Annotated in this window: 22 protein-coding genes; 14 read left to right on the top strand and 8 right to left on the bottom strand. The window is 78.3% G+C overall.

Translation table 11 applies throughout. From position 1 onward, the window contains the following. Window positions 1-9: 9 nt before the first annotated feature. From D5H78_RS19100 to D5H78_RS11930, 3 genes are all read left to right on the top strand, one after another. Window positions 10-2,064, top strand: a complete 2,055-nt coding sequence (locus D5H78_RS19100) for a hypothetical protein (RefSeq protein ID WP_165865716.1) — start codon at window positions 10-12, stop codon at window positions 2,062-2,064. A gap of 286 nt (window positions 2,065-2,350) precedes the next feature. Next, window positions 2,351-4,270, top strand: coding sequence for an N-acetylmuramoyl-L-alanine amidase (locus tag D5H78_RS11925; protein ID WP_133412052.1), 1,920 nt, complete (start codon window positions 2,351-2,353; stop codon window positions 4,268-4,270). Then, entirely contained in the window at window positions 4,267-6,258 is a 1,992-nt protein-coding gene (locus tag D5H78_RS11930) for a SpoIID/LytB domain-containing protein (protein ID WP_119950719.1), read from the top strand. The genes D5H78_RS11925 and D5H78_RS11930 overlap by 4 nt, the downstream gene beginning before the upstream one ends. A gap of 22 nt (window positions 6,259-6,280) precedes the next feature. Here the strand turns inward: D5H78_RS11930 and D5H78_RS11935 are convergent, their stop codons facing one another. Then, on the bottom strand, window positions 6,281-7,411 hold the full coding sequence (locus D5H78_RS11935) for a glycosyltransferase family 4 protein (protein WP_119950720.1): 1,131 nt from the start codon (window positions 7,409-7,411) through the stop codon (window positions 6,281-6,283). A 45-nt stretch (window positions 7,412-7,456) separates the two neighbouring features. Here D5H78_RS11935 and D5H78_RS11940 point away from each other — a divergent pair, with 45 nt between their 5' ends. Then, window positions 7,457-8,413 (top strand): lysylphosphatidylglycerol synthase domain-containing protein, encoded by a 957-nt coding sequence (locus D5H78_RS11940; RefSeq protein ID WP_119950721.1) that lies wholly within the window; start codon window positions 7,457-7,459, stop codon window positions 8,411-8,413. On the opposite strand, the gene D5H78_RS11945 is transcribed toward D5H78_RS11940, so the two are convergent. After that, complete coding sequence (locus D5H78_RS11945) at window positions 8,414-9,229, bottom strand: class I SAM-dependent methyltransferase (protein WP_218566533.1); 816 nt, start codon at window positions 9,227-9,229, stop codon at window positions 8,414-8,416. Between the two features lie 4 nt (window positions 9,230-9,233). Beyond that, on the bottom strand, window positions 9,234-10,226 hold the full coding sequence (locus D5H78_RS11950; protein WP_119950722.1) for a GDP-mannose 4,6-dehydratase: 993 nt from the start codon (window positions 10,224-10,226) through the stop codon (window positions 9,234-9,236). 54 nt (window positions 10,227-10,280) lie between these two features. Between D5H78_RS11950 and manB the strand changes: the two genes are divergently transcribed. Next, on the top strand, window positions 10,281-11,345 hold the full coding sequence (gene manB / locus D5H78_RS11955) for a mannose-1-phosphate guanylyltransferase (protein ID WP_119950723.1): 1,065 nt from the start codon (window positions 10,281-10,283) through the stop codon (window positions 11,343-11,345). Between the two features lie 32 nt (window positions 11,346-11,377). Here the strand turns inward: manB and D5H78_RS11960 are convergent, their stop codons facing one another. Next, on the bottom strand, window positions 11,378-12,097 hold the full coding sequence (locus tag D5H78_RS11960; protein WP_119950724.1) for a thioredoxin-like domain-containing protein: 720 nt from the start codon (window positions 12,095-12,097) through the stop codon (window positions 11,378-11,380). A gap of 107 nt (window positions 12,098-12,204) precedes the next feature. Here D5H78_RS11960 and D5H78_RS11965 point away from each other — a divergent pair, with 107 nt between their 5' ends. Together D5H78_RS11965 and D5H78_RS11970 are read left to right on the top strand one after the other, a co-directional pair. Then, window positions 12,205-13,143: a DNA-3-methyladenine glycosylase family protein gene (locus tag D5H78_RS11965; protein WP_218566534.1), complete on the top strand. Its 939-nt coding sequence runs from the start codon at window positions 12,205-12,207 to the stop codon at window positions 13,141-13,143. A gap of 83 nt (window positions 13,144-13,226) precedes the next feature. Further along, window positions 13,227-13,688, top strand: coding sequence for an SRPBCC family protein (locus D5H78_RS11970; protein ID WP_119950725.1), 462 nt, complete (start codon window positions 13,227-13,229; stop codon window positions 13,686-13,688). A 106-nt stretch (window positions 13,689-13,794) separates the two neighbouring features. Here the strand turns inward: D5H78_RS11970 and D5H78_RS11975 are convergent, their stop codons facing one another. Together D5H78_RS11975 and cofD are read right to left on the bottom strand one after the other, a co-directional pair. Then, window positions 13,795-15,096, bottom strand: a complete 1,302-nt coding sequence (locus D5H78_RS11975) for a coenzyme F420-0:L-glutamate ligase (RefSeq protein WP_119950726.1) — start codon at window positions 15,094-15,096, stop codon at window positions 13,795-13,797. Then, window positions 15,093-16,100 carry a 2-phospho-L-lactate transferase gene (gene cofD, locus D5H78_RS11980; protein WP_119950727.1) on the bottom strand — a complete coding sequence of 336 codons (1,008 nt, stop codon included), beginning with the start codon at window positions 16,098-16,100 and terminating at the stop codon, window positions 15,093-15,095. The genes D5H78_RS11975 and cofD overlap by 4 nt, the downstream gene beginning before the upstream one ends. Before the next feature lie 263 nt (window positions 16,101-16,363). On the opposite strand from cofD, the gene D5H78_RS11985 reads away from it, so the two are divergent. Next, window positions 16,364-16,621 (top strand): WhiB family transcriptional regulator, encoded by a 258-nt coding sequence (locus D5H78_RS11985; RefSeq protein WP_119950728.1) that lies wholly within the window; start codon window positions 16,364-16,366, stop codon window positions 16,619-16,621. Window positions 16,622-16,665: 44 nt separating this feature from the next. On the opposite strand, the gene D5H78_RS11990 is transcribed toward D5H78_RS11985, so the two are convergent. Further along, a complete protein-coding gene (locus tag D5H78_RS11990) occupies window positions 16,666-17,103 on the bottom strand; it encodes a metallopeptidase family protein (protein ID WP_245941653.1) in 438 nt (145 codons plus the stop codon). A 163-nt stretch (window positions 17,104-17,266) separates the two neighbouring features. Here D5H78_RS11990 and D5H78_RS11995 point away from each other — a divergent pair, with 163 nt between their 5' ends. The 5 genes from D5H78_RS11995 (at window position 17,267) to D5H78_RS12015 (ending at window position 20,725) form a co-directional block, all read left to right on the top strand. Continuing rightward, a complete protein-coding gene (locus D5H78_RS11995; protein ID WP_119950729.1) occupies window positions 17,267-17,632 on the top strand; it encodes a DUF3499 domain-containing protein in 366 nt (121 codons plus the stop codon). A 107-nt stretch (window positions 17,633-17,739) separates the two neighbouring features. Then, window positions 17,740-17,991, top strand: a complete 252-nt coding sequence (locus tag D5H78_RS12000) for a hypothetical protein (RefSeq protein WP_119950730.1) — start codon at window positions 17,740-17,742, stop codon at window positions 17,989-17,991. 42 nt (window positions 17,992-18,033) lie between these two features. Further along, window positions 18,034-19,413 (top strand): phosphomannomutase/phosphoglucomutase, encoded by a 1,380-nt coding sequence (locus D5H78_RS12005; RefSeq protein ID WP_119950731.1) that lies wholly within the window; start codon window positions 18,034-18,036, stop codon window positions 19,411-19,413. Then, the gene (locus D5H78_RS12010) at window positions 19,410-19,598 is read left to right on the top strand and encodes a Trm112 family protein (protein ID WP_119950732.1); all 189 of its coding nucleotides are present in this window, start codon (window positions 19,410-19,412) and stop codon (window positions 19,596-19,598) included. Before D5H78_RS12005 ends, D5H78_RS12010 begins: the two co-directional genes overlap by 4 nt. Beyond that, window positions 19,595-20,725, top strand: coding sequence for an SIS domain-containing protein (locus tag D5H78_RS12015; RefSeq protein WP_119950733.1), 1,131 nt, complete (start codon window positions 19,595-19,597; stop codon window positions 20,723-20,725). The genes D5H78_RS12010 and D5H78_RS12015 overlap by 4 nt, the downstream gene beginning before the upstream one ends. 47 nt (window positions 20,726-20,772) lie before the next feature. On the opposite strand, the gene D5H78_RS12020 is transcribed toward D5H78_RS12015, so the two are convergent. Beyond that, a complete protein-coding gene (locus D5H78_RS12020; protein WP_119950734.1) occupies window positions 20,773-21,126 on the bottom strand; it encodes a PRC-barrel domain-containing protein in 354 nt (117 codons plus the stop codon). A 143-nt stretch (window positions 21,127-21,269) separates the two neighbouring features. Between D5H78_RS12020 and D5H78_RS12025 the strand changes: the two genes are divergently transcribed. Then, a complete protein-coding gene (locus D5H78_RS12025) occupies window positions 21,270-22,415 on the top strand; it encodes a YihY/virulence factor BrkB family protein (protein ID WP_218566535.1) in 1,146 nt (381 codons plus the stop codon). Window positions 22,416-22,424 lie beyond the last annotated feature (9 nt).

The raw sequence follows: 22,424 nt of genomic DNA on the forward strand, positions 1-22,424 counted from the left end.
CCTGCGCCGGTGCTCAGCCGAGGCGCGACCGTCCCGGCGGTCCTGCTGCTGGCCTGGTGCCTGGGCACCGCGCCGCTGCTCGTGCTCGGCGGCCTCGTCCCCGCGGTCCACCCGGTGCCGGCGCTGCTCCTCTGCGCCGCGGTGGCCGTCGCCCTGCTGCGCCTCCTGCCGTCCCCGCCCCCTCCGGCCCCCGGGCGCGAGGGGCCGGCGTCGCGCTGGCCCGAGCTGGCGACGCTGGCGGTGTGCGCGGCCGCCGCCGTGGGCGCGGCGCTGCTGTCGAGCGAGAACGTGCTGGTCCGGCGCGACCCGGCGGTCTACGCGCAGACGGCGCACTGGCTCTCCGAGCACGGCCGGCTCGCCGTGCAGGGGGCGCTCGCGCCCTTCGGCGGCCCCTCCGCGGACGTCACCGCGCAGAGCCCCGGCTTCTACGCCGCGGGCGACGCGGTGGTGCCGCAGTTCCTCCACGGGACGACCTCGGTGCTCGCCGCGCTCGGCTGGGTCGCCGGGTGGCGCGGCGTGCTCGTCGGGCCCGCGCTGGCGACCGGGCTGGGGCTGCTCGCGCTGGCCGGCCTCGCCGCGCGGCTGCTCGGCCGCGGCTGGGCGCCGGTGGTCGCCGCCGTCGCAGCGGTGTCGCTGCCCGTCGCCCACGTGGCGCGCTCCACCTACAGCGAGCCCTTCGCGATGCTCCTGCTGCTCGGGGGCCTGTGCCTGCTCGTCGACGCGCTGCGGCTCGCCGGCCCGGGCGCGACGGGCCCCGCGGCCGTCCCGGCGGCCCGCGCCGCGCTCGTCGCGGGCCTCCTGGTCGGCGGCGGCACCCTCGTGCGCGTCGACAGCCCGCGCGAGACGGCGCTGCTGCTGCCGCTCGCCGGCTGGCTGCTGTGGCGCGCCCACCCGGCGGGCCGGGCCCTGGTCGCCGGGCTCGCCGCCGGCACGGCCGCGGGGTCGCTCGTCGCGCTGGTCGTCGCGCGCGACTACCTCGCGGCCAACGCCGGGTCCGTCGTCCCGCTCCTGCTGCTGCTCGCGCTCTCCGCGGGGGCCACCGCGGCGGCGCTGGCGCTGCTGCGCCGCTCCGGCGCGGACCCCGCGGCCGTCGCCCGTCGCGCCGCCGGCCCGGCCCCCGTCGCCGCGGGCCTCGTCGTCCTCGCGGGCCTCGCGCTCGCCGCGCGGCCCCTCGTCCTCGTCGTGCGCCGCGACCCGACCGCGGAGGGGGCGCCGTACGTCGGGGCGCTGCAGCAGGAGCAGGGCCTGGAGGTCGACCCGGGCCGGCTCTACGACGAGCGGACCGTGCAGTGGCTCGCCTGGTGGCTGGGCGCCCCGCTGCTGCTCGCCGCCCTCGCCGGCGCCGCGCTGCTCGCGCTGCGCCTGCTGCGGGGCCGCGAGCGCGCGTGGTGGCCGGTCTGGCTGGTCGGGGTGGGCACCACGCTGCAGGTGCTGCTGCGCTCGGGCATCACCCCGGACCACCCCTGGGCCGAGCGCCGGTTCGCCGCCGTCGTCGTGCCGGCGGTCGTGCTCCTCGCCGCGTACGCCGCCCGCGCGCTCCTCGCCGCCGCCCTGGCCCGCTGGGCCCCGCCCGGGGTGCCGCACCGGGACCGGCGCCGCGCCGCGGCCGCCGGCGCCCTCGCCGCCCTGCTCGCCGGGCCGGTCCTGCTCGGCTCGGGCCCGCTGCTGCCCGACCGCACCGAGGCGGGGCAGCTCGCCGCGCTGCGCACGGCCTGCGCCGCCTTCTCCCCCGGCGAGGTGGCCCTGCTCGTCGACGGGCGCGCGGCGCGCGAGTGGCCCCAGCCGCTGCGGGGGTGCGGCGTCCCGGCGGCCTCGGTGCCCGCCGCCGTGCAGGGGGCGCCCGGGGCGGGGGAGGCCGTGGCGCGGGCGGCGGCGGCGGCGCGGGCCGTGGGCTCGGAGCCGGTGCTCGTCGGCGCCGAGGCCCCCCCGCGCGCCCCGGGCTGGGGACCCGCGCGGCAGGTGGTGGACCGGGTGGTGCAGGAGGACGCGCGCCTGCTGGAGGAGCGGCCCGCGGGCACCGTCCCGCTCGCCGTCGACCTCTGGCTGGCCCGTCCGGCAGGCTGACCCGGGGGGCGGCCGGGCGCCGTCGGGGAGCCGTGGGGCCGCCGTCCAGCGACCGTCCAGCCACGGTCCGGAGTGTCACAGCTGGGACTCGAGTGGCGGATGATGCTGCAGGGACCACCCGTTCGGCCGTAGCCTCCCGGCGACACGCCGCGCGCCATGCGGCGCGTCACTCGTCCGGAGCAGGGTGTGGCGGACTTCGCCGGGCCGGGGGGCTCAGGAGCAGGTCCGGGCGAGCCGAAGGAGACACGTACGCCCGCCCGCCCGACGATCGGCTCACGACATGCGCATGGCGCCCGCAGCGCTGACCCTCGCCCTCGCCGTCCCCGCCCTCGCGGTCCTGCCCGTCACCAGCACCGCCGCCCCGGCCCCCGAGCCGGTGCGCACCGCGGTGACCTCGCTCCCGCTCGCGGGGGTCGACGCCGCGGCGCTCGCGGCGCAGTCCACGGCAAGCCGCAGCGCCTCCGCGGCCGCCCGCGCCGAGGCCGCCCCGCTGGAGCGCGGCGCCGCCCCGGCCGCGACCCCGGCCGTGCTCACGCCCGAGCGGCGCACCGCGCCCTTCTCGACCGTCGGCGTGAGCTGGGACCGCCCGGCCGCCGCGACCGAGCTCACCGTGCTCGTGCGCACCCACGGCGAGGACGGCTGGACCGGGTGGACGGCCCTGGAGGAGAGCGGCGAGGTCGACCCGTCCGCGCCGGACCCGGCCGCGCTGCCGGTCCTCACCGACCCGCTGTACGTCGGCCCCAGCGACGGGGTGCAGGTGCGCGTCGACGTGCGGACCGGCCGGCTGCCGCAGGGCCTGGAGGTCAGCCTCGTCGACCCGGGCGCGTCGGACTACGACGGCGTGGGCGCGGGCGCGGGGCAGCCGGCCTCGCGCGCGGCCGCCGCGGCGCCGCAGCCGGCGATCCGCAGCCGCGCCCAGTGGGGCGCCGACGAGAGCAGGCGCAAGGGCAGCCCGTCGTACATGGCGACGGTGCGGGCCGGCGCGCTGCACCACACCGCCGGCACGAACGGCTACTCCCAGAGCGAGGTCCCCGCGATCATCCGCGGCGACTACGCGTACCACCTGAGCCAGGGGTGGAGCGACATCGGCTACCACTTCCTCGTCGACCGGTTCGGCACCGTCTGGGAGGGTCGCGCGGGCGGCATCACCAAGGCGGTGCAGGGCGCGCACGCCGGCGGCTTCAACAGCGAGACGATGAGCGTCAGCGTGCTCGGCAACTACGAGACCGCGGCCTCCAACGCGGCCGTCGTCGACAGCGTCGCCAAGGTCTTCGGCTGGAAGCTGTCCCTCTTCGGGCGCGACCCGCAGGCCGACGTCACCCTCACCTCGGCCGGCGGCGGCACCTCGAAGTACCGCGCGGGGACCCGCGCGACCGTGAAGACCCTCTTCGCCCACCGCGACGTCGGCTACACGCTGTGCCCGGGCGCCAACCTCTTCAGCCAGATGGGCACCATCCGGGCCAAGGCGGCGGCGTACGCGAGGACCTCCGGCTCGGTGACCGCCCCGTCCTCGCCCGCGCCGCTGCCCCCGGGCGCGGTCGTGCGCCCGCTGGTCGGCGACTGGGACGGCGACGGGCGCGACGACGTCGGCTGGTACGCCGGCGGGCGCTGGACGCTGCGCGAGGGCGACGGCTCGCTCGCCACCTTCACCTTCGGGCGGGCGACCGACGTCCCCGTCGTCGGCGACTGGGACCGCGACGGGCGCGACGGCGTCGGCGTGTTCCGCGGCGGGCGCTGGTTCCTCAAGGACGCCTTCGTCTCCGGCCCGCACGAGACGACCTTCAGCTACGGCACCGCCGGCGACCGCCCGGTCGTGGGCGCCTGGCAGCGGCGCGGGCTGGACGGCATCGGCGTGGTCCGGGGGCGGGAGTGGCTGCTGCGCTACGTCCCGGGCCCCGGCTCGGCCGACCTGCGCTCGACCCCGTGGGGCCGCGCCAGCGACGTGCCCGTCGTCGGCGACTGGGACCGCGACGGCACCGAGACCCCGGGCCTGTTCCGCGGCGGCTGGTGGTTCCTGTCCGACGGCGCGGCCACGCCCGGGGCGCAGGTGACGACGTCGTACGGGCGCAGCTCGATGCAGCCCGCCCCCGGCGACTGGGACGGCAACGGCAGCACGACCCTCGGCGTCGCGTCGGGCAGCTCCTTCCTGCTGCGCGGCGACCTGTACGGCGGCCCGGCGACGAGCTCCGTCCGGCTGACCCGGTGACCCGCGCGCCCCGGCGCGGCCCCGTCCTCGGGGCCGCGCTCCTCGGGCTGCTCGCGGCAGCCCTGCAGGCGCCCGCCGGCGGCCCCGCGGCGGCGGCCGGCTGCACGCCGCCGGGCGGGCGGACGGTCCCCGAGGCCGCCGCCCCCGCCGGGGCCGAGGTGACCGTCCTCGGGCACGGCTGGGGGCACGGGCTGGGCATGAGCCAGTACGGCGCCCAGGGCGCCGCCCGGCTGGGCTGCGACCACGTGCGGATCCTGCAGACCTACTACACCGGCACCCGGGTGGTCCGCCGCGACGGCGACGGCAGCCCCGTGCTGCTGTCCCTGCTGCGGGGCGCCGCGCGCACGACGGTGGCGGCGGAGACCGGCACGGTCGCCTGGCAGGTGCGCGGCACGAGCGCCGCGGCGACGCAGCCGGCGGGCTCGACGTGGACCGTCGTGCGCTCGGGCGGCTCGGTCCTCGTGCGCGACGCCGGCGGCACGACCCGGCTCACGGCCGCCGACGGGCGCGAGCTGCGCGCGGTCGGGACCCTCGTGCGCCTGCGGGCGTACGGCAGCGGCAGCGCGCCCGTCACGGACCTGCGCCTGCGCGACGACTACACCACCTTCACCCGCGCCGCGGGCATCGGCACCGACGTGGTGCAGGTCTTCCAGGACGACTCGCGCACCACCGGGGTGCAGAAGTACCTGCGCGGGCTGCGCGAGGTGCCGGTGAGCTGGCCGCAGGAGGCGCTGCGGGCGCAGGCGGTGGCCGCGCGCACCTACCTGCTCAGGGCCCACGACGCCGCGGCGGGCGGCTACCGCCTCTCCGCGACGACCGCCAGCCAGGTGTACGCCGGCGCGGCGCACGAGGACGAGGACGCGCGGTGGGGCGGCGGCTGGCGCACGGCGGTCGACGCGACCGCCGGCGAGGTCGTCGTCGACGGCGCCGGCCGGCTCATCGACGCGCTCTACTCGAGCTCGGCGGGCGGCTGGACGAGCGACCGGCAGTACGTCTGGGGCTCGTACGGCACGCCGTACCTCGTCCCGGTCGACGACAGCGCCTGGGACCTGGCCTCGGACAACCCGTACCGCTCGTGGAGCCGCACCTTCACGCGCGCCGAGGTGGCGCGCGCGCTGGGCTTCGACGCGGTGCTCTCGCTCGCGCTCGCCCCGCAGGGCGACCCGGCCCGCCGCGACGGCGTGCGGGTGACCGCCGTCGACGACGGGCGCGCGGTCACCCGCAGCGTGACCGGGGACCGGCTGCGCACCGCGCTCGGCCTCCGCTCCCCGGGCGTGGAGTTCGCGGCGCCGCCCCCGCCCCCGCCGCCGCCCTCCTCGGGCGTGACGGCGCCGGTCGTCGGTGACTGGGACGGCGACGGGCGCGACGACGTGGGCTGGTACCGCTCCGGCACGTGGTCGCTGCGCGCCGGCGACGGCTCGGTGCGCCGGTTCCCCTTCGGCCGCGCCACCGACGTGCCGGTCGTGGGGGACTGGGACGGCGACGGGCGCGACGGGGTCGGCGTGTTCCGGGCCGGGCAGTGGTTCCTGCGCGACGCGCTGTCCAGGGGGCCGCACGACGTGGCGCTCAGCTTCGGCCGGGCGGGCGACCAGCCGGTCACGGGGTCCTGGACCGGGCGGCGCGGCGACGGCGTGGGCGTGGTGCGCCAGGGCCGGTGGTCGCTGCGCCAGACGCTGTCCACCGGCCCCGCCGGCGTCGAGGCCGCCTGGGGCCGCCCCGCCGACCGCGCCGTGCCGGGCGACTGGGACGGCGACGGGCGGGCCACCCCCGGGCTGCGCCGCTCGACGTGGTTCTTCCTGTCCGCGCGCAGCGACGCGCCCCGCGCGGTCGCCTCGGTGGCGTACGGCCGCTCGGCGGCCCGCGCCGTCGCCGGCGACTGGGACGGCGACGGCCGGGACACCCCGGGCGTGGTGAGCGGCACGACGTGGCAGCTGCGCGACGACCTGCGCGGCGGCACCGCCACGCGCACGGTGCGCTTCGACGGCTGAGGGCGCCCGGCGCCCCTGCGCGTCAGGCGGAGGGGGCGCCGGGGCGCAGCCCCAGCAGGGCGGCGAGCTCGGCGCCCATCGCCTCCTCGCCGTAGCGCGCCCGGGTCGCCGCCGCCTGCCGGGCGCCCTCCCCGGCGAGGGCCGCCCGGGCGGCGGGGCCCGCGACCCGCGGGAGCAGGGCGGCCCGCCACGCGGCGGCGTCCTCCGGCGGCACGAGCGTGCCGGTCTCGCCGTCCACCACGGCGTCGAGGACGCCCTCGAGGGCGGACGCGACGACCGGCGTGCCGCGCACCGCGGCCTCGACGGTCACGAGCCCGAAGCCCTCCATGTCCCCGGGGACGCGCACGTTGGGCTGCACGAAGGCGTCGGCCCCGCGCAGCAGCCGCTCGCGGGTCGCGTCGTCGACGCGCCCCAGCAGGCGCACCCGGTCGCCGACCCCGGCCCGGGCGGCGGCGTCGAGCACCGCCCCGCGCTCCTCCCCGTCGCCCGCCACGAGGTGCACGACCTGCGGCGGGAGCGCGGGGAGCACCTCCTCGACGAACCACCGGACGCCCTTGCGCCGGACCAGCCGGCCCAGGGTGAGCAGCAGGACCGCGTCGTCGCCGAGCCCGAGGTCGTCGAGCAGGGCCCGCCGGGCCGCGGCGCGGTCCTGCGGGCCGAGGTCGGGCACCTCCACCCCGAGCCGCAGCACCCGCACCCGCTCGCGGGGGACGCCCGCCGCGACGGCCGCGTCGGCGGTGGCCGCCGAGATGGCGACGACGAGCGGCGCGCGGCGCAGCCACGGCAGCACCGTCGCGCGGTAGAGCGCGCTGTCGTACGTCACGTCCAGGCCCATGACCATCGTCGCGTGCGGGACGCGCAGCGCCCGCAGCACGGGGGAGAGCGCGGCGTGCACGACCGCGTCACCGCTCAGGACGAGCCCGACCTCGCGGCGGGCGGCGAGGGCCGCCGTCGTCGCCACCGCCCGGGGCAGCCAGCGCGGCAGCGCCCGGTTCGACCCGCCGTGCGCGACGAGGCGGGCTCCCGGCACGCCGGCCCGCAGCGTCCGCCAGACGCCCGCCGCCAGCGTCTCCATCCCGCCCACCGACGGCGGGAACTTGCGGGTGACGAAGAGCGGGGGCCGGGCGCGGGCGTCGTCCTCGGGGCGGTCCACGGCGCGCGAGCCTAGGCCACCGGACCCGCTGGCTAGGCTCGCGCGGTGACCCCCGACGCCCCCGCGCCCCCGCGGCGCGGGGCGGCCCGCTGGGTGCGCCGGGCCCTCGGGCTGCTCGCCGTGGGGCTGCTGCTGGCCGCGGCCTGGTCGCAGCGCGCGGCGCTCGCGGACGCCGCCGGGCGGATCGACGCGGGCCGGCTGGTCCTGGCCGGGCTGCTCGTCCTGCTGGGGCTGTGGACCAACATGCTCAGCTGGCGCGCGGTGCTCGCCGGCCTCGGCTCCCCGCTGGCGCTGCCCGCCGCGGCCCGGGTCTACCTCGTCGCCCAGATCGGCAAGTACCTGCCCGGCAGCCTCTGGCCCGTCCTCGCGCAGGCCGAGCTGGGGCGCGAGCACGGCGTGCCGCGGGTGCGCAGCGGCGTGGCCGCCGTCGCGGCGCTCGTCGTCGGGCTCGTCGTGGGGGCCGTCCTCGCCGCCGCGGCGCTCGGCGCCACCGCGACGGGCGCGGCGCGGGAGTACTGGTGGGTCCTGCTCGCCGTGCCCGTGGGGCTCGTCGCCCTCGCCCCGCCGGTGCTGCAGCGCCTGCTCGACCTCGCGCTGCGCCTGGCCCGGCGCGACGCCGACCCGCACCGCGTGGAGGGCGCCGCGCTCCTGCGCGGCGCGTGGTGGTCGGCCGTCACCTGGGTCGTCTTCGGCGCCCACGTGGCGCTGCTCGCCGACGCCCTCGGCGCCGACGGGCGCCTGCTCCTCGTGCTCTGCACGGGGGCGTACGCCGTCGCCTGGACCGTCGGCTTCCTCGTCGTCGTCGCACCGGCGGGGGCCGGCGCCCGCGAGGGCGCGCTCGTGCTCGCCCTCGCCCCGGTGCTCGAGCGGGCCGACGCCCTCGCCGTGGCGCTGCTGAGCCGGGGGCTCATGCTCGTGGGCGACCTGCTGGCGGTGGGGCTGGCGCTGCTGGGCCACCGGGCCTCCCGCCCGCGACCCGGCCACCGCCGCACCCCGCCGTGATCATGCGCGGGTGGTGCTGACCGGCTCGGGGTCCCACGCCAGCCGGGGCCCGCGCGGCCGCTGCGGCGCCGTCGTGGCGACCCAGAGGTACGTCGGCACCACCGGCCGCAGCGCCCGCAGCGCCGGGCGCGGCAGCCGCGCGACCGCCCCGGGCACCGCGTCCCCGCCGGCGAAGGCCGCCGGGTCGGCCAGCACCGGGTACGTGTAGTCCCACACGTGCAGCCCGGCGGCCAGCCGGCGCAGCCCGGCCCGGGTGGCGAAGGCCTCGTGGTAGTGCTCGGCGCGGCCGCTCGCCCGGACGTACCGGTGGGCGAGCCGGCGCGGGAGCCAGGACAGGAACGGCAGCCGGTAGTGCGGCTCGACGACGCCGAGCCGGTTGCCCAGCCCGAGGTAGACCTGCCCGTCCGGGCGCACCACCCGGCGCATCTCCGCGAAGAGGGCCGCGGGGTCGACCACGTGCTCGTACACGTGGTTGCACACGACCACGTCGGCCACCGCGTCGCGCAGCGGCATGCGCTGGGAGTCGGCGCAGACGAACGAGGTCGTCGCGCCGAAGCGCCGCGCGGCCCTGGCGAGCCCGGGCACGTCGATGTCGAGCCCGAGGACCTCGGCGCCGCGCTCGCGCAGGGCGTCCGCGACGATTCCGCCGGAGCACCCGACGTCGACGACGCGCAGCCCCGCGAGGTCCTCGACGCCCCGGAAGTGCTGCACGACCGCGGCGACCTTCGCCGCCTTGGCCCGCCGGCTCGCCTCGTCGAGCATGAGGGCCTGGGTGTCGGAGTACGCCAGCTGGGCGCGCCGCTCGGGGACCCCCACCGGCTCAGTCCCGCCGGCCGGCCGCGACGCGCTCGGCCTCGAGGTCGGCGTCGACCATCATCCGCACGAGCTCGGTGAACCCGACGGTCGGCGCCCAGCCGAGCCGCTCGCGCGCCTTGGTCGCATCGCCGATGAGCAGGTCGACCTCGGCGGGCCGGAAGAACCGGGGGTCCTGCACCACGAGCCCGCTCCAGTCCTCGACGCCGGCGCGCGCGAAGGCCACGTCGAGCAGGTCGCGGATGGAGTGCGTGACCCCGGTGGCCACGACGTAGTCGTCGGGCTCGTCCTGCTGGAGCATGCGCCACATCGCGTCGACGTAGTCGCCGGCGAAGCCCCAGTCCCGCCGGGCGTCGAGGTTGCCGAGCGCGACCGTCTCCTGCAGGCCCAGCGCGATCCGCGCGACGGCCCGGGTCACCTTGCGCGTCACGAACTCGTGCCCGCGCCGCGGCGACTCGTGGTTGAAGAGGATCCCGGAGGAGGCGTGCGCGCCGTACGACTCGCGGTAGTTCACCGTCATGTAGTGCCCGAACGCCTTGGCGACGCCGTACGGCGAGCGGGGGTGGAACGCGGTCGCCTCGGTCTGCGGCGTCTCGCGGACCTTGCCGAACATCTCCGAGCTCGACGCCTGGTAGAAGCGCACCCGCCCCATGTCGCCGCCGGTGTGGATGCGCAGCGCCTCGAGGACGCGCAGCACCCCCATGCCGGTGATCTCGCCGGTGAGCTCGGCCTGCTTCCAGGACAGGCCGACGAAGCTGATCGCGCCGAGGTTGTAGACCTCGTCCGGCTGCGCGACCTCGAGGACGCCGATGAGGCTCGACAGGTCGCGCAGGTCGCCCTCGAGCAGCTGGATCGAGGGGACCACGCGCTCGACGAGGGCGACCTTGGGGTTGGACTGCCCGCGGACCAGCCCGAAGACCTCGTAGCCCTTGGACGCGAGCAGCTCGCCGAGGTAGAGCCCGTCCTGGCCGGTGATCCCGGTGATGAGGGCGCGCGGCATGCCCGCAACCTATCGGCAGCCCGGGTGACGCAGGGCGCCGGTAGGGTCCGCCGCGTGACCGAAGCGATCCTGCTCGTCGGGGGCCAGGGCACGCGGCTGCGCCCGCTCACCGCGACCACGGCCAAGCCCCTGCTGCCCGTCGCGGGGGTCCCGTTCCTCGCCCACCAGCTCGCCCGGCTGCGCGACGCGGGCATCGAGCACGTGGTGCTCGCCACGTCGTACCGCGCGGAGACCTTCACCGAGGCGTTCGGCGACGGCTCGGCCCTCGGCCTGCGCCTCGACTACGAGGTGGAGAGCGAGCCGCTGGGCACCGGCGGGGCGATCCGCAACGCGGGCCGGCGCCTCGAGGGCGGCCCCGACGACGCCGTGGTCATCCTCAACGGCGACGTGCTGAGCGGGCACGACCTCCCCGGGCAGGTCGCGCAGCACCTGGCCACGGGGGCGGACGTCACGCTGCACCTCGTGCGGGTCGAGGACCCCCGCGCCTTCGGCTGCGTGCCGACCGACGCCGACGGGCGGGTGACCGCGTTCTTGGAGAAGATGCCCGAGCCGGTCACGGACACCGTCAACGCCGGCTGCTACGTCTTCCGCCGCGCCGTCGTCGACGCGATCCCGCAGGAGCGGGTCGTCTCGGTCGAGCGCGAGACCTTCCCCGGCCTGCTGCGCGACGGCAGCGACGTGCGGGCGTGGACCGAGACCGCGTACTGGCTCGACCTCGGCACGCCGGCCGCGCTGGTCCGCGGCTCGTGCGACCTGGTCCTGGGGCGCATCGCGTCCTCCGCCCTGCCCGCGCCGACCGGGCAGTGGCTGGCGCTCGAGGGCGCCGACATCGCGGCCGACGCCTTCCTCTCGGCCGGCACCGCCGTCGGCGCCGGGGCGGTCGTGGGCGCCGGGGCCGTGGTCGAGGGGTCGGTGCTCTACGACGGCGCGGTCGTCGCCGCCGGGGCCCGCGTCACCGGGTCCGTGCTCGGCGAGGGCGCGCGCGTCGGCGAGGGGTGCGTGCTGTCCGGCGCCGTGCTCGGCGCGCGCGCCGAGGTCGGCGCCGGCAACCAGCTCACCGGCGCCCTGCGGGTGCAGGTCGACGGCCGGGTGGGGGACCGGGCGCTCGTCGTGCCCTGAGGCGGCGCTCGCGGCGCCGACCCCCCGGCGGGTCAGATCCCGTTCGGCTCGGGGGAGTCCGTGTAGGGGTGCGCCTCCACGAAGTCCTCGACGACGGCGCCGGACAGGTCGCCGCACGCCTGGCGGGCGCCCTGCTGGGCGCCCCAGTGCGCGAGGACGTAGCGCTTGCCCTCGGCCACCTCGGCGGTCCCCGCGTCCCAGGGCGCCACGATGAACTTCGTGCCCGCGACCTGGTCGGACATCTTCTCGCGCACGCTCGAGGCGAGGTCGGACAGCGCGCTGCGGTCGGCCTCGGCGAGCTCGGGGTCGTACCAGAGCACGGTGTAGCCGTGCTCGAGGTTGTGCACGAGCTGCTCCACCGGGGGACGGTCCTCGGGGGTGTAGAAGGAGCGCTCGAACGTCGCCGGCACGGCGTAGTGCGCGCCGAAGGCCGGCGGGTTGGCGCCGTACGTCACCGTGGTGCCGTCGGCGACGTGCTCCTGCACGCCGGTGGCCGGCTCGATGACCGGCTCGTCGCAGCTGGCCGCCGCCGCGTCGACCCCGTACGAGGCCACGGCCCGGTTGGCCGGGTCGTCGCGGTAGTCGAGGTAGGTCGGGATGCCGACCGCGGCGATGAGCCCCAGCCCGAGGACGCCGGCACCGCCGACGACCATGAGGTTCTTGCGCCGCTCGCTGCTCTTCTGCTCGCGCCGCATCGCCTCCAGCGTCGCCCGCCGGTCGCGCTGCTCGCCGTTGTTCCGCTTGTTCGCCACGGTCCGTCCTGGTCGATCGGTTCTGTGCCCCCAACTCTACGGACGGCGACCGGTGATCGTTCCCCTCCCGGGCGTGCCGCACCCCCCGGCGCGTGCAGACTGGGCCCGTGCCCGCCCCCGTACCGCCGCCGCGCAGCCCCGCGGAGCGGACCCGGACCTGGCGCCCCGGCCGGCCGCTCACCGTGGCCGCCACCCTCGCGCCGCTGCGCCGGGGCGGCGGCGACCCGGCGCACCGGCAGGAGCCGGGCGGGGCGGTCTGGCGGTGCAGCCGCACGCCGGAGGGGCCGGGCACGCTGCGCCTGGCGGTCCGCGGCGACGAGGTGCTCGCCTCGGCCTGGGGCCCGGGCGCGGACTGGCTCCTCGACGGGGTCCCCGCGCTGCTCGGCGAGGACGACGACCCGTCGGGCTTCGAGCCCCGGCACGCCGTCGTCGCCTCCGCCTGGGCGCGCCACGCCGCCTGGCGCCCGCCGCGGACGCGCCTGGTGCTCGAGTCGCTCGTGCCCGCCGTGCTGGAGCAGCGGGTCACCGGTGGCGAGGCCCGCCGCTCCTGGCGCCACCTGCTGCTGCGCTTCGGCGAGCCCGCGCCGGGCCCCGCGCCGGCGGGCATGAGGGTGCCCCTCAGCGGCGAGGGCTGGCGGCACGTGCCCTCGTGGGAGTGGCACCGGGCGGGCGTCGACGGCCAGCGGGCCTCGACCGTCGTCCGGGCGGCGCGGGTCGCCGGGCGGCTCGAGGCCACGGCGGAGTTGCCCGGGCCCGAGGCCGGGCGGGTGCTGCGCCTCGTGCCCGGCGTGGGCGTCTGGACGGCGGCGGAGGTGCGCCAGCGCGCCCACGGCGACCCCGACGCGGTGTCGGTCGGCGACTTCCACCTGGCGGCGCTCGTCGGGTGGGCGCTGGTCGGCGGACCCGTCGACGACGACGGCATGCTCGAGCTGCTGTCCTGCTACGCCGGCCACCGCTACCGGGCGGTGCGGATGGTCGAGCTGTCCGGCGTGCGCAAGCCCGGCTTCGCCCCGCGCTACAGCCCCCAGGACCTGCGCGCCCTGTGACCGGCGGGCCCGTTTCCGGCGCGGGCGGCTCGGGGACGCTCCCGGCGTACCCGACAGAGCTCCCAGCAGAGCACGGAGGACCCGTGAGCACGATCGAGCAGGGCATCGAGGTCGACGTCCCGATCCGGACCGCGTACGACCAGTGGACGCAGTTCGAGACCTTCCCGCAGTTCATGGAGGGCGTCGAGCGCATCGACCAGCTCACCGACACCCGCACCCACTGGGTGACGAAGATCGGCGGGGTCACCCGCGAGTTCGACGCGGAGATCACCGAGCAGCTCCCCGACGAGCGGGTCGCGTGGACCAGCACCGAGGAGCCCAAGCACGCCGGCGTCGTGACCTTCCACCGCCTCGCGGCGGACAAGACGAAGGTGATGCTGCAGATGGACTACGAGCCCGAGGGCCTCGTGGAGAACGTCGGCGACAAGCTCGGCATCGTCCAGCGCCGCACCAAGGGCGACCTCGAGCGCTTCAAGCAGTTCATCGAGTCCCGCGGCGGCGAGACCGGCGCCTGGCGCGGCCAGGTGGACCGCCCGCAGCCCTGACGCGACCGCGGGGCCGGTGGGAACCGCAGGAGGCGCCCTCCTGGCGATCTAGCCGCCAGGGGGGCGCCTCGTGCGGTCCCGGGTCGGCCCGGCGCGCCCGGCGGGGTCAGCGCACCAGCACCACGGCGTCCGGGTCGCGCTCCGGGCGCGGGGCGGGCGGCTGCGCGGGGTGCCCGACGGCGACCGCGCCCAGCGGCTCCCAGTCCGCGGGCAGGTCGAGCCCGGCGCGCACGACGTCCTGGCAGAACAGCGTGCTGGACACCCACGCGCTGCCCAGGCCCTCGACGGCGAGCGCGACGAGCAGGTTCTGCACGCCGGCGCCCGCGGCGACGAGGAACATCGCCCGCTCGGCCCCGGCGCGCCGCGCGTCGGGGTAGGCGTGCGCGCCCTCGGCGACGAGGCAGGGCACGACGAGGTACGGCGCGCGCCGCAGCACGTCCCCGCGCCGCAGGCGCCGGGCCACCGCGTCGTCGTCGAACCCGTCGCCGCGCAGGTCCTCGGCCCAGGCGGCGGCCATGGCGTCGAGCAGGCGGGTGCGCCGGTCGGGGTCCTCGAGCAGCACGAAGCGCCACGGCACGGTGTGGTGCGGCGCGGGAGCGGTGAGGGCGGCGGCGACGGCCCGCCGCACGGCCGCGGGGTCCACCGGGGCGTCGGTGAACGAGCGCACGGTCCGCCGGGCGGCGAGCACGTCGCGGCTGCCGAGGCGGAACATGTCGTGCTCGGCGGGCCGTACGAGCGCCCTCGCCCCCGGCCCGTCCTCCTCGCCCACCCGGGCGGCGAGCCCGCGCACCACCGCGACGGGCACCCCCGCGAGCTTGCCCTTGACGAGCTCGGCCGCCGCCGCCACCTCGTCGGCGACGGCGGTGACGGTGGCACCGAGCGGGTTGCCGTACGGGTCCCGGCGCCCCCGGTGGTCCTCGAGCGGGTCCAGGCCGGCCACGCCGATGGCGAGGTCGACGAGGCCCTCGCGCCAGGCCCGCCCCGCCGTGTCGGTGACGACGACGGCGAGCCGGCGCCTGGTGCGCCGCCCGAGCGCGGCCCGCAGGCCCCGGGCGGACGCGTCGGGGTCCTCCGGCAGCAGCAGCACGGTGCCCGCGGGCGTGTTGGAGGCGTCCACGCCGGCCGCGGCGAGCACGAGCCCGTGGCGGGTCTCGACGATCCGGGTGGCGCCGCGGCGCGCGACCACCCGCACGGTCTCCGCCTCGACCGCCGCCTCCCGGTCCGGCGCGGCGAGCACGCGGCCCTCGGCCTTGCTGACCACCTTGGAGGTCACGACGACGACGTCGCCGTCGGCGAGCTCGACCGCGTCCGCGACGAGGGCGGCGAGGTCGTCGCCGGGGCGGACCTCGGGGAGCCCGTGCACCGGCAGCACCTCGAGCCCGGTCGCGGCGGGGGCCCGGTCGCTCACGCGCGCACCTCGGCGGCCAGGTCGAGCGCGGCGCGCGCCATGGCCGCGGAGGCCTCGAGGTCGCGCATGAGCAGGGGCACCGCCCGGCAGCGGATGCCCAGCGCCTCGACCTCGGCGACGGCGTCGGCGTCGCGCTCGTCGACGAGCCAGCCGTCGAGCAGCCCGCCGGCGCCGCGCGCCCCGTAGTGCGCGGCCACCGCGGCGGCGGTGGGCTCCACCCCGATCGCCGCGAGGACCTTGTCGGCCATCCCGCGCACCGGGGCGCCGCCGACCACGGGGGACAGGCCGACGACGGGCGCGCCCGCGGCCCGCAGCGCGTCGGCGACCCCGGGGACGGCGAGCACGGTGCCGATCGACACCACCGGGTTGGACGGGGGCAGGAGCACCACGTCGGCGTCGGCGACGGCCTCGAGCACCCCGGGGCCGGGGCGGGCGGCGTCCGCGCCCACCGGCACCACGGACAGCGCCGGCGGTGCGGCGCGCAGGCGCACCCAGTACTCCTGGAAGTGCACGGCCCGCCGGCCCTGGTCGTCCTCGACGACGACGTGCGTCTCCACCGGGTCGTCGGTCATGGGCAGCAGGCGCACCCCGAGGGCGGGCAGGCCCCAGCGGGCGCAGAGGGCCTGCGTCACGGCCGAGAGGGGGTAGCCGGCCCCGAGCATCTGCGTGCGCACCACGTGGGTGGCGATGTCGCGGTCGCCGAGGCCGAACCACTGCGGCTCCACGCCGTACGCGGCGAGCTCCTCCTTGACCGCGAACGTCTCGTCGGCCCGGCCCCACCCCTGCTCCTCGTGGATCCCGCCGCCGAGCGTGTACATGACGGTGTCCAGGTCGGGGCAGACGCGCAGGCCGAAGAGGGTGATGTCGTCCCCGGTGTTGCCGATGACGTCGACGCGCGCGCCGGGGGCCGCGGCGAGCAGTCCGCGCAGGAAGCGCGCGCCGCCGATGCCGCCCGCGGGGACGACGACGCGCGGCCCGGCGGGGGAGGGGGTCGGCGCGCTCACCGGCCCATCCTGCCGGGCGGCGGCCCCGGGGCGCGGCGCCGGGCCCCGCCGGGGCACGGCGCGCGGCGCCGGCCCCGCCGGGGCACGGCGCGCGGCGCGTGGGGCTGCTGTGGCGCGAGGGGCCAGCGAGCGGCGATAGCACCCGGCACCGACACGCCCGGGGTTGACGCGCCGCGAACGCCCCTTGTGTAATTCCACCCGTGTGGTTCACCCGGTCGGTGGGCACCATCGGGGCACGCACAGTCAGGGCTAGGAGGCGCACAGTGACTGAGGACCTTCCCCTCGTCGACGGGACCGCTGAGGAGCTCAGCTGGCAGGAGCGCGCGCTCTGCGCCCAGACGGATCCGGAGGCCTTCTTCCCGGAGAAGGGCGGCTCCACGAGGGAGGCCAAGAAGGTCTGCCTCGGGTGCGACGTGCGCGCGGAGTGCCTGGAGTACGCGCTGGAGCACGACGAGCGCTTCGGCATCTGGGGCGGGCTGAGCGAGCGCGAGCGGCGGCGGCTCAAGAAGCTCGCGGTCTGAGCGGCGGTACGCCCCCCGGCGCGGCGCCCCGTCGCCGGCGGGCGTCAGTCCCGGTCGCGGTGGTCGGGGTCGACGGTCTCCGGCTCCAGGCCCAGCAGCTCGGCCACCTGCTCGACGACGACCTCGTGCACGAGCAGGGCGAGCTCGCGCTCCTCGGGCGCACGGGCCTCGACCGGGCGCCGGAAGACGACGACCCGCGCCGGGGAGCCCGCCCCCTCGGCGCCGGCGGGCACCGAGCGGCCCAGCGGCACCGGGTCGGCCGCGGGGTCGGCCGGCGCCGGCAGCCCGGCCGGCGGCACCTCCTCGACGGCGAACTCCACGTCGGCCAGCTCCCGGGACCAGTCCCGCTCGAGCCGCTCCACCGCGTCGAGCACGAGGTCGTCGAAGCGCTCGGCGCGCGAGCGCGACAGCGGCACCTCCGGCGGGCTCAGCGGCCCGCGCACCCCTCGCCCGCGCCGGTCCCGGCGGCGTCCCCTCAGCACCCGCCCAGCCTAGGCCCGCCCCCGCGCCGCCCCCGCCCGTCGGGGCGCCCCGCCCACCGGCCCGGCCCGGCCCGGCCCCGCACGGCGCGACACGGCGCGACACGACGCGCGGGAGCGGCCGGCCTGCCGGCGTCCGGGCGGCGGCGGGGTACCGTCTGCGCTCGTGAGTCCCGTCCGCCGCTGCTCGCGCACCGCGTGCGGGCGCCCCGCGGTGGCGACGCTGACCTACGTGTACGCCGACTCCACGGCGGTGCTCGGCCCGCTCGCGACGTACGCCGAGCCGCACTGCTACGACCTGTGCGCCGCCCACGCCGAGCGCCTCACGGCGCCGCGCGGCTGGGAGGTCCTGCGCCTCGCGCCCGACCCCGACGCCCTCGTGCCCAGCAGCGACGACCTCGCCGCGCTCGCCGACGCCGTGCGCGAGGCGGCCCGGCCGGCGCCGCCGGCCGCGCGCGCCGAGCCCGAGCGGCGCACCGCCGAGGTGGGGCGCCGCGGGCACCTGCGGGTGCTGCGCAGCCCCGAGCGCTGACGCGCCCCGCAGCGCACCGCCCCGGGCGCCACCCGCCCGGTCGCTCAAGGCCCGGGCCCGCCGTGCCGAGGAGGGGACCACCACCCCCTCCCGGACAGGAGCCGCCCGTGGCCCGCCGCACCCGTACCGTCAAGCCGGAGCAGCCCCTCGGCTCGCTGCTGCAGGCCCCCGCCGCCGAGCGCGGCAGCTGCGCCGCCTGCGGCAGCGAGAGCGTCACGCGCCTCGCGATGGACCTCACCGACGGCACGCCCGTCACCTTCGTCTCGTGCCACCGCTGCGAGCGGCGCAGCTGGACCGCCCCGGACGGCTCCGAGCTGCCGGTCGCCTCGGTGCTGGAGCGCACCCGCAAGCGCACCTGAGCGGGGCTCGGGCGCGGGGCGGGGGACCGCTAGGCTCCCGCCGTGCCCGACCTCACCCGGCCCGACCTGTCCCGGATCGTCAAGTCGTACGACGTGCGCGGCCTGGTGCCGCAGGAGCTCGACGAGGGGCTGGCCCGCGCCTTCGGCGCCGCCTTCGTGCGGGTCGTCGGCGCCTCCGGCGGGCGCGTCGTCGTGGGCCACGACATGCGCCCGTCCTCGCCGGGGCTCGTGGCGGCCTTCGTCGAGGGGGCGACCGCGCAGGGCGCGGACGTCGTGGCCATCGGCCTCGCCTCCACCGACCAGCTCTACTTCGCCAGCGGCTCGCTCGGCTGCCCCGGCGCCATGTTCACCGCGAGCCACAACCCGGCCGGCTACAACGGCATCAAGATGTGCCGGGCCGGGGCCGTGCCCCTCGGCCTCGACAGCGGGCTGGGCGAGGTGCGCCGCCTCGTCGAGGAGGGCGTGCCCGCCCACGACGGCCCGCGCGGCAGCGTCGAGGAGCGCGACCTGCTCGGCGCGTACGGCGAGCACCTGCGCTCCCTCGTCGACCTCAGCGGCAACCGCCGCCTGACGGTCGTCGTCGACGCCGGCAACGGGATGGCCGGGCACACGGTGCCCGGCGTGCTCACCGGGCTGCCGCTCGACGTGGTGCCGATGTACTTCGAGCTCGACGGCACGTTCCCGAACCACGAGGCCAACCCGATCGAGCCGCACAACCTGGTCGACCTGCAGGCGGCGGTGCGCCGCGAGGGCGCCGACGTGGGCCTGGCCTTCGACGGCGACGCCGACCGCTGCTTCCTCGTCGACGAGCGCGGCGAGGTCGTGCCTCCCTCGGCGCTCACGGCGCTCATCGCGGTGCGCGAGCTCGTCAAGGCGCCCGGCAGCGCGGTGATCCACAACCTCATCACCTCGCGCGCGGTGCCCGAGATCGTCGCGGAGCACGGCGGCACCCCGGTGCGCGAGCGCGTCGGGCACTCGTTCATCAAGGCGCGGATGGCGCAGACCGACGCCGTCTTCGGCGGCGAGCACTCGGGGCACTTCTACTTCCGCGACTTCTGGCGCGCCGACTCCGGCATGCTCGCGGCGCTGCACGCGCTCGCCGCCCTCGGCGAGCAGGAGCGCCCGCTGTCCGCGCTGGTGGCGCAGTACGACCGCTACGCCACCTCCGGCGAGGTCAACAGCACCGTCGCCGACCAGCGGGCGTCGATGGAGCAGGTGCGCACCCTGCTCGCCGGGCGCCCCGGCGTCGTCGTCGACGAGCTCGACGGCGTCACCTTCACCACCCCCGACTGGTGGGTGAACGTGCGACCCTCGGGGACCGAGCCGCTGCTGCGGCTCAACGTCGAGGCGCGCGACGCGGCGACGATGGCCGCGCTGCGCGACGAGGTCCTGGCCGTCATCCGCGAGGAGGGAGCCGCGTGAACCTGTCGCCCGGCCTGCTGGACGTGCTCGCCTGCCCCGTCTGCCACAGCCCGCTGCGCGCCGACGACGCGGCGTCCGAGCTCGTGTGCACGGCGCCGCCCATCACGTGCGGGCGCGCCTACCCGGTGCGCGACGACATCCCGGTGCTGCTCGTGGACGAGGCCCGCCTCCCGGACCCGTCGTGAGCGTCGACGAGTCGCTCCTCGACGACCCGGGCGCGGTCCTCGCGGCCGACCGCTCCGAGCTGCTGCGCTTCGTGGCGACGTCGGGGGCCCAGGTCCGCGAGGCGATGACGCGCGCCGACGAGGCGGGCGTGGCCCGCCTCGCCGAGGACGGCCGGCCCCGCTCGGTGGTCGTCGCGGCCGCGGGCGCCTCGCGCCACGTGGGGTCGGTGCTCGAGGCCGTCGCCGGGGCGAGCTGCCCCGTGCCGGTGCTGCGGGCCGACGGCTTCGCGCTGCCCGGCTGGGTGGGTCCGCTCGACCTCGTCGTGGCGGTCGGCGGCGCGACGCCGCCGGAGGAGACCTGGGCGCTCGCCGACGAGTCGGCGCGCCGCGGCTGCCGCCTGCTCGTCGTCGCGCCCCCGGAGGGGCCGCTCGCCGAGGCGGCCCGCCGCGCCCGCGGCGTGCACGTGCCCGTGCACCGCAGCGGCCGCCCCAGCCGGGCGGACCTGTGGGCCCGGGCCGTCCCGCTGCTGCTCGCCGCCGACGCCCTCGGCCTGGCCTCGGTGCCGATGGACGCCCTCGAGCGCGCCGCCGACCGGCTGGACCGCACCGCGGAGCGCTGCGGCCCGGCGGTGGACCCGCTGGACAACCCCGCCAAGTCGCTGGCCCTGCAGCTCATCGACGCGCTGCCGCTGCTGTGGGCGAGCGGCGACGTCGCGGCCATGCCCGCGCGCCGCTTCGCCGACCGCATCGCCGTCGACGCCGGGCTGCCCGCCGTCGCCGACGAGCTACCGGCGGCCGGGCACGCCGCCGCGGCGCTGCTCGACGGGTCGCTGCGCCCCGACGAGGACGACTTCTTCCGCGACCGGGTCGAGGAGGGTGGCGTCGGCCGGCCCCGGGTCGTCGTCGTGCGCGACGCGGAGGAGGACCCCCGGGTCGCCCTGCGCCGCGAGCAGCTCGCGCAGATCGCGGCGGACGGCGGGGTCGCCTGGAGCGAGGTCGTCGCCACTCCGGGGCACCCGGTGGAGCGGCTCGCCGAGCTCGTCTCGGTGACCGACTTCGCCGCGACGTACCTCGCGCTCGTCCACGGCACGGACCCCTCGCGCCGCTCCACGGTCAACGAGCTCGACGACCGCACCCGGCGCCGGTAGGGCGCGCCGGACGGGTCCCGGCCGGGCCGGTCCGGCGCGCCGCTGCCTCAGCGGCGGCCGAGCCGCCGCTCGCCGGTGGCGCCGGGCACGTACGCCAGGCCGTAGTGCTCGAACACGGCCGGCTCGAGGTCGGCGGTGAGCTCGCCGTCGGTGTCGATCGACGGCGCCTCCTTGACGAGCTTCTTGTCGGCCATCACCTTGAGGTGCCCCGGCGCGACGAGGGCGCCGGCCAGCGGCACGAAGACGAGCTTCTTCGACACCACGCCGACCTTCACCGAGGCGAACGCGGGCTCCTGGGTCGCGGTGTCGTAGTACACCGACTCCAGGGACCCCACCTTGGCCCCCTCCGCGTCGACCACGTCGTGGCCGAGCCAGTCCCGCACGTCCTCCGCCTCGAACACGCTGCGCCTCCTCGTCGGTGCCCTGGCGCGGGCTGCGCCGGTCGCGGTCGACCGGTCCGGGCGCAGCATGCCCCGGCGCGTCGCGCGCTACGCAGCGGGCGCGCCGCGCCGGGCCGGGGGAGGCTGGGGGCGGGCGGGCGCGGGTGGACGGGGCCGCCGGCGGGGAGGAGCAGCGGGTGGTGCAGTGGCTCGACCGCTACCAGCGGCGCCGGCGGTGGCTCGGCTTCCCGCTCGCCGTCGTCTACAAGTACGTCGACGACCAGGGCGGCTACCTGTCCGCGCTCATCACCTACTACGCCTTCCTGTCGCTGTTCCCGCTGCTGCTGCTCTCCTCGACGGTCCTCGGCTTCGTCCTGTCCGGGAACCCCGACCTGCAGCAGCAGATCCTCGACACCGCGGTCGGGCAGATCCCCGTCATCGGCGACCAGCTCGCCGACCCGGACGCGCTGTCCGGCAGCGGGCTGGGCCTGCTCGTCGGCGTGCTCGGCACCCTCTACGCGGGCCTCGGGGTCGGCCAGGCCACGCAGAACGCCATGAACATCTGCTGGGCGGTGCCGCGCAACGAGCGCCCGAACCCGATCACCTCCCGCGGGCGCAGCCTGGTCCTGCTGCTCACGGTGGGGCTCGCGGTGCTCGGCACCACCGTGCTCTCGGCGATCGCCACGCGCGGCTCGGCGTTCGGCCTCGACGTGGGCCGCGACCTGCGCATCGCGACGACGGCCCTGGCCGTGCTCCTCAACGTCACCGTCTTCGTCGTCACCTTCCGGGTCGCCACGGCCCTGGCGCTGCCGCTGCGGCACGTCCTGCCCGGCGCCCTGCTCGCCGCGGTCGTGTGGCAGCTGCTGCAGACGTTCGGCGCGGCGTACGTCTCCCACGTCGTCAGCACCGCCACCGCCGTGAACGGCGTCTTCGCCCTCGTGCTGGGGCTCGTCGCGTTCATCTACCTCGAGGCCGTGGCCGTCGTCATGGGCGCCGAGGTGAACGTCGTCCGCGCCCGGCGCCTGTACCCGCGGGCCCTGCTGACCCCCTTCACCGACGCCGTCGAGCTGACCCCCGCCGACGAGCGGGCGTACGCGGGCTACGCCGGCGCCCAGCGGCACAAGGGCTTCGAGCAGGTGCAGGTGCGCTTCCGCAAGGACGGCGGCGGCGACGGCGACGGCGACGGCGGTGGTGACGGCGGCGGGGGCGCCACCGCGTCACCGCCGGCCGACGCCACCGACCCGTCCGACCCCGCCCCGCACCGGGCCCCCGACCCCGCGCCCGACCCCGACCCCCTCAGCCCCCGCTGAGCGCCGCGA

Source organism: Vallicoccus soli, assembly GCF_003594885.1.
Taxonomy (GTDB): Bacteria; Actinomycetota; Actinomycetes; order Motilibacterales; family Motilibacteraceae; genus Vallicoccus; species Vallicoccus soli.

Excerpts from the sequence above, each read along its gene's own strand:
- D5H78_RS11925 (WP_133412052.1), top strand. The coding sequence starts at position 2,351 with ATGGCGCCCGCAGCGCTGACCCTCGCCCTCGCCGTCCCCGCCCTCGCG.
- D5H78_RS11950 (WP_119950722.1), bottom strand. The coding sequence starts at position 10,226 with ATGCCGCGCGCCCTCATCACCGGGATCACCGGCCAGGACGGGCTCTAC.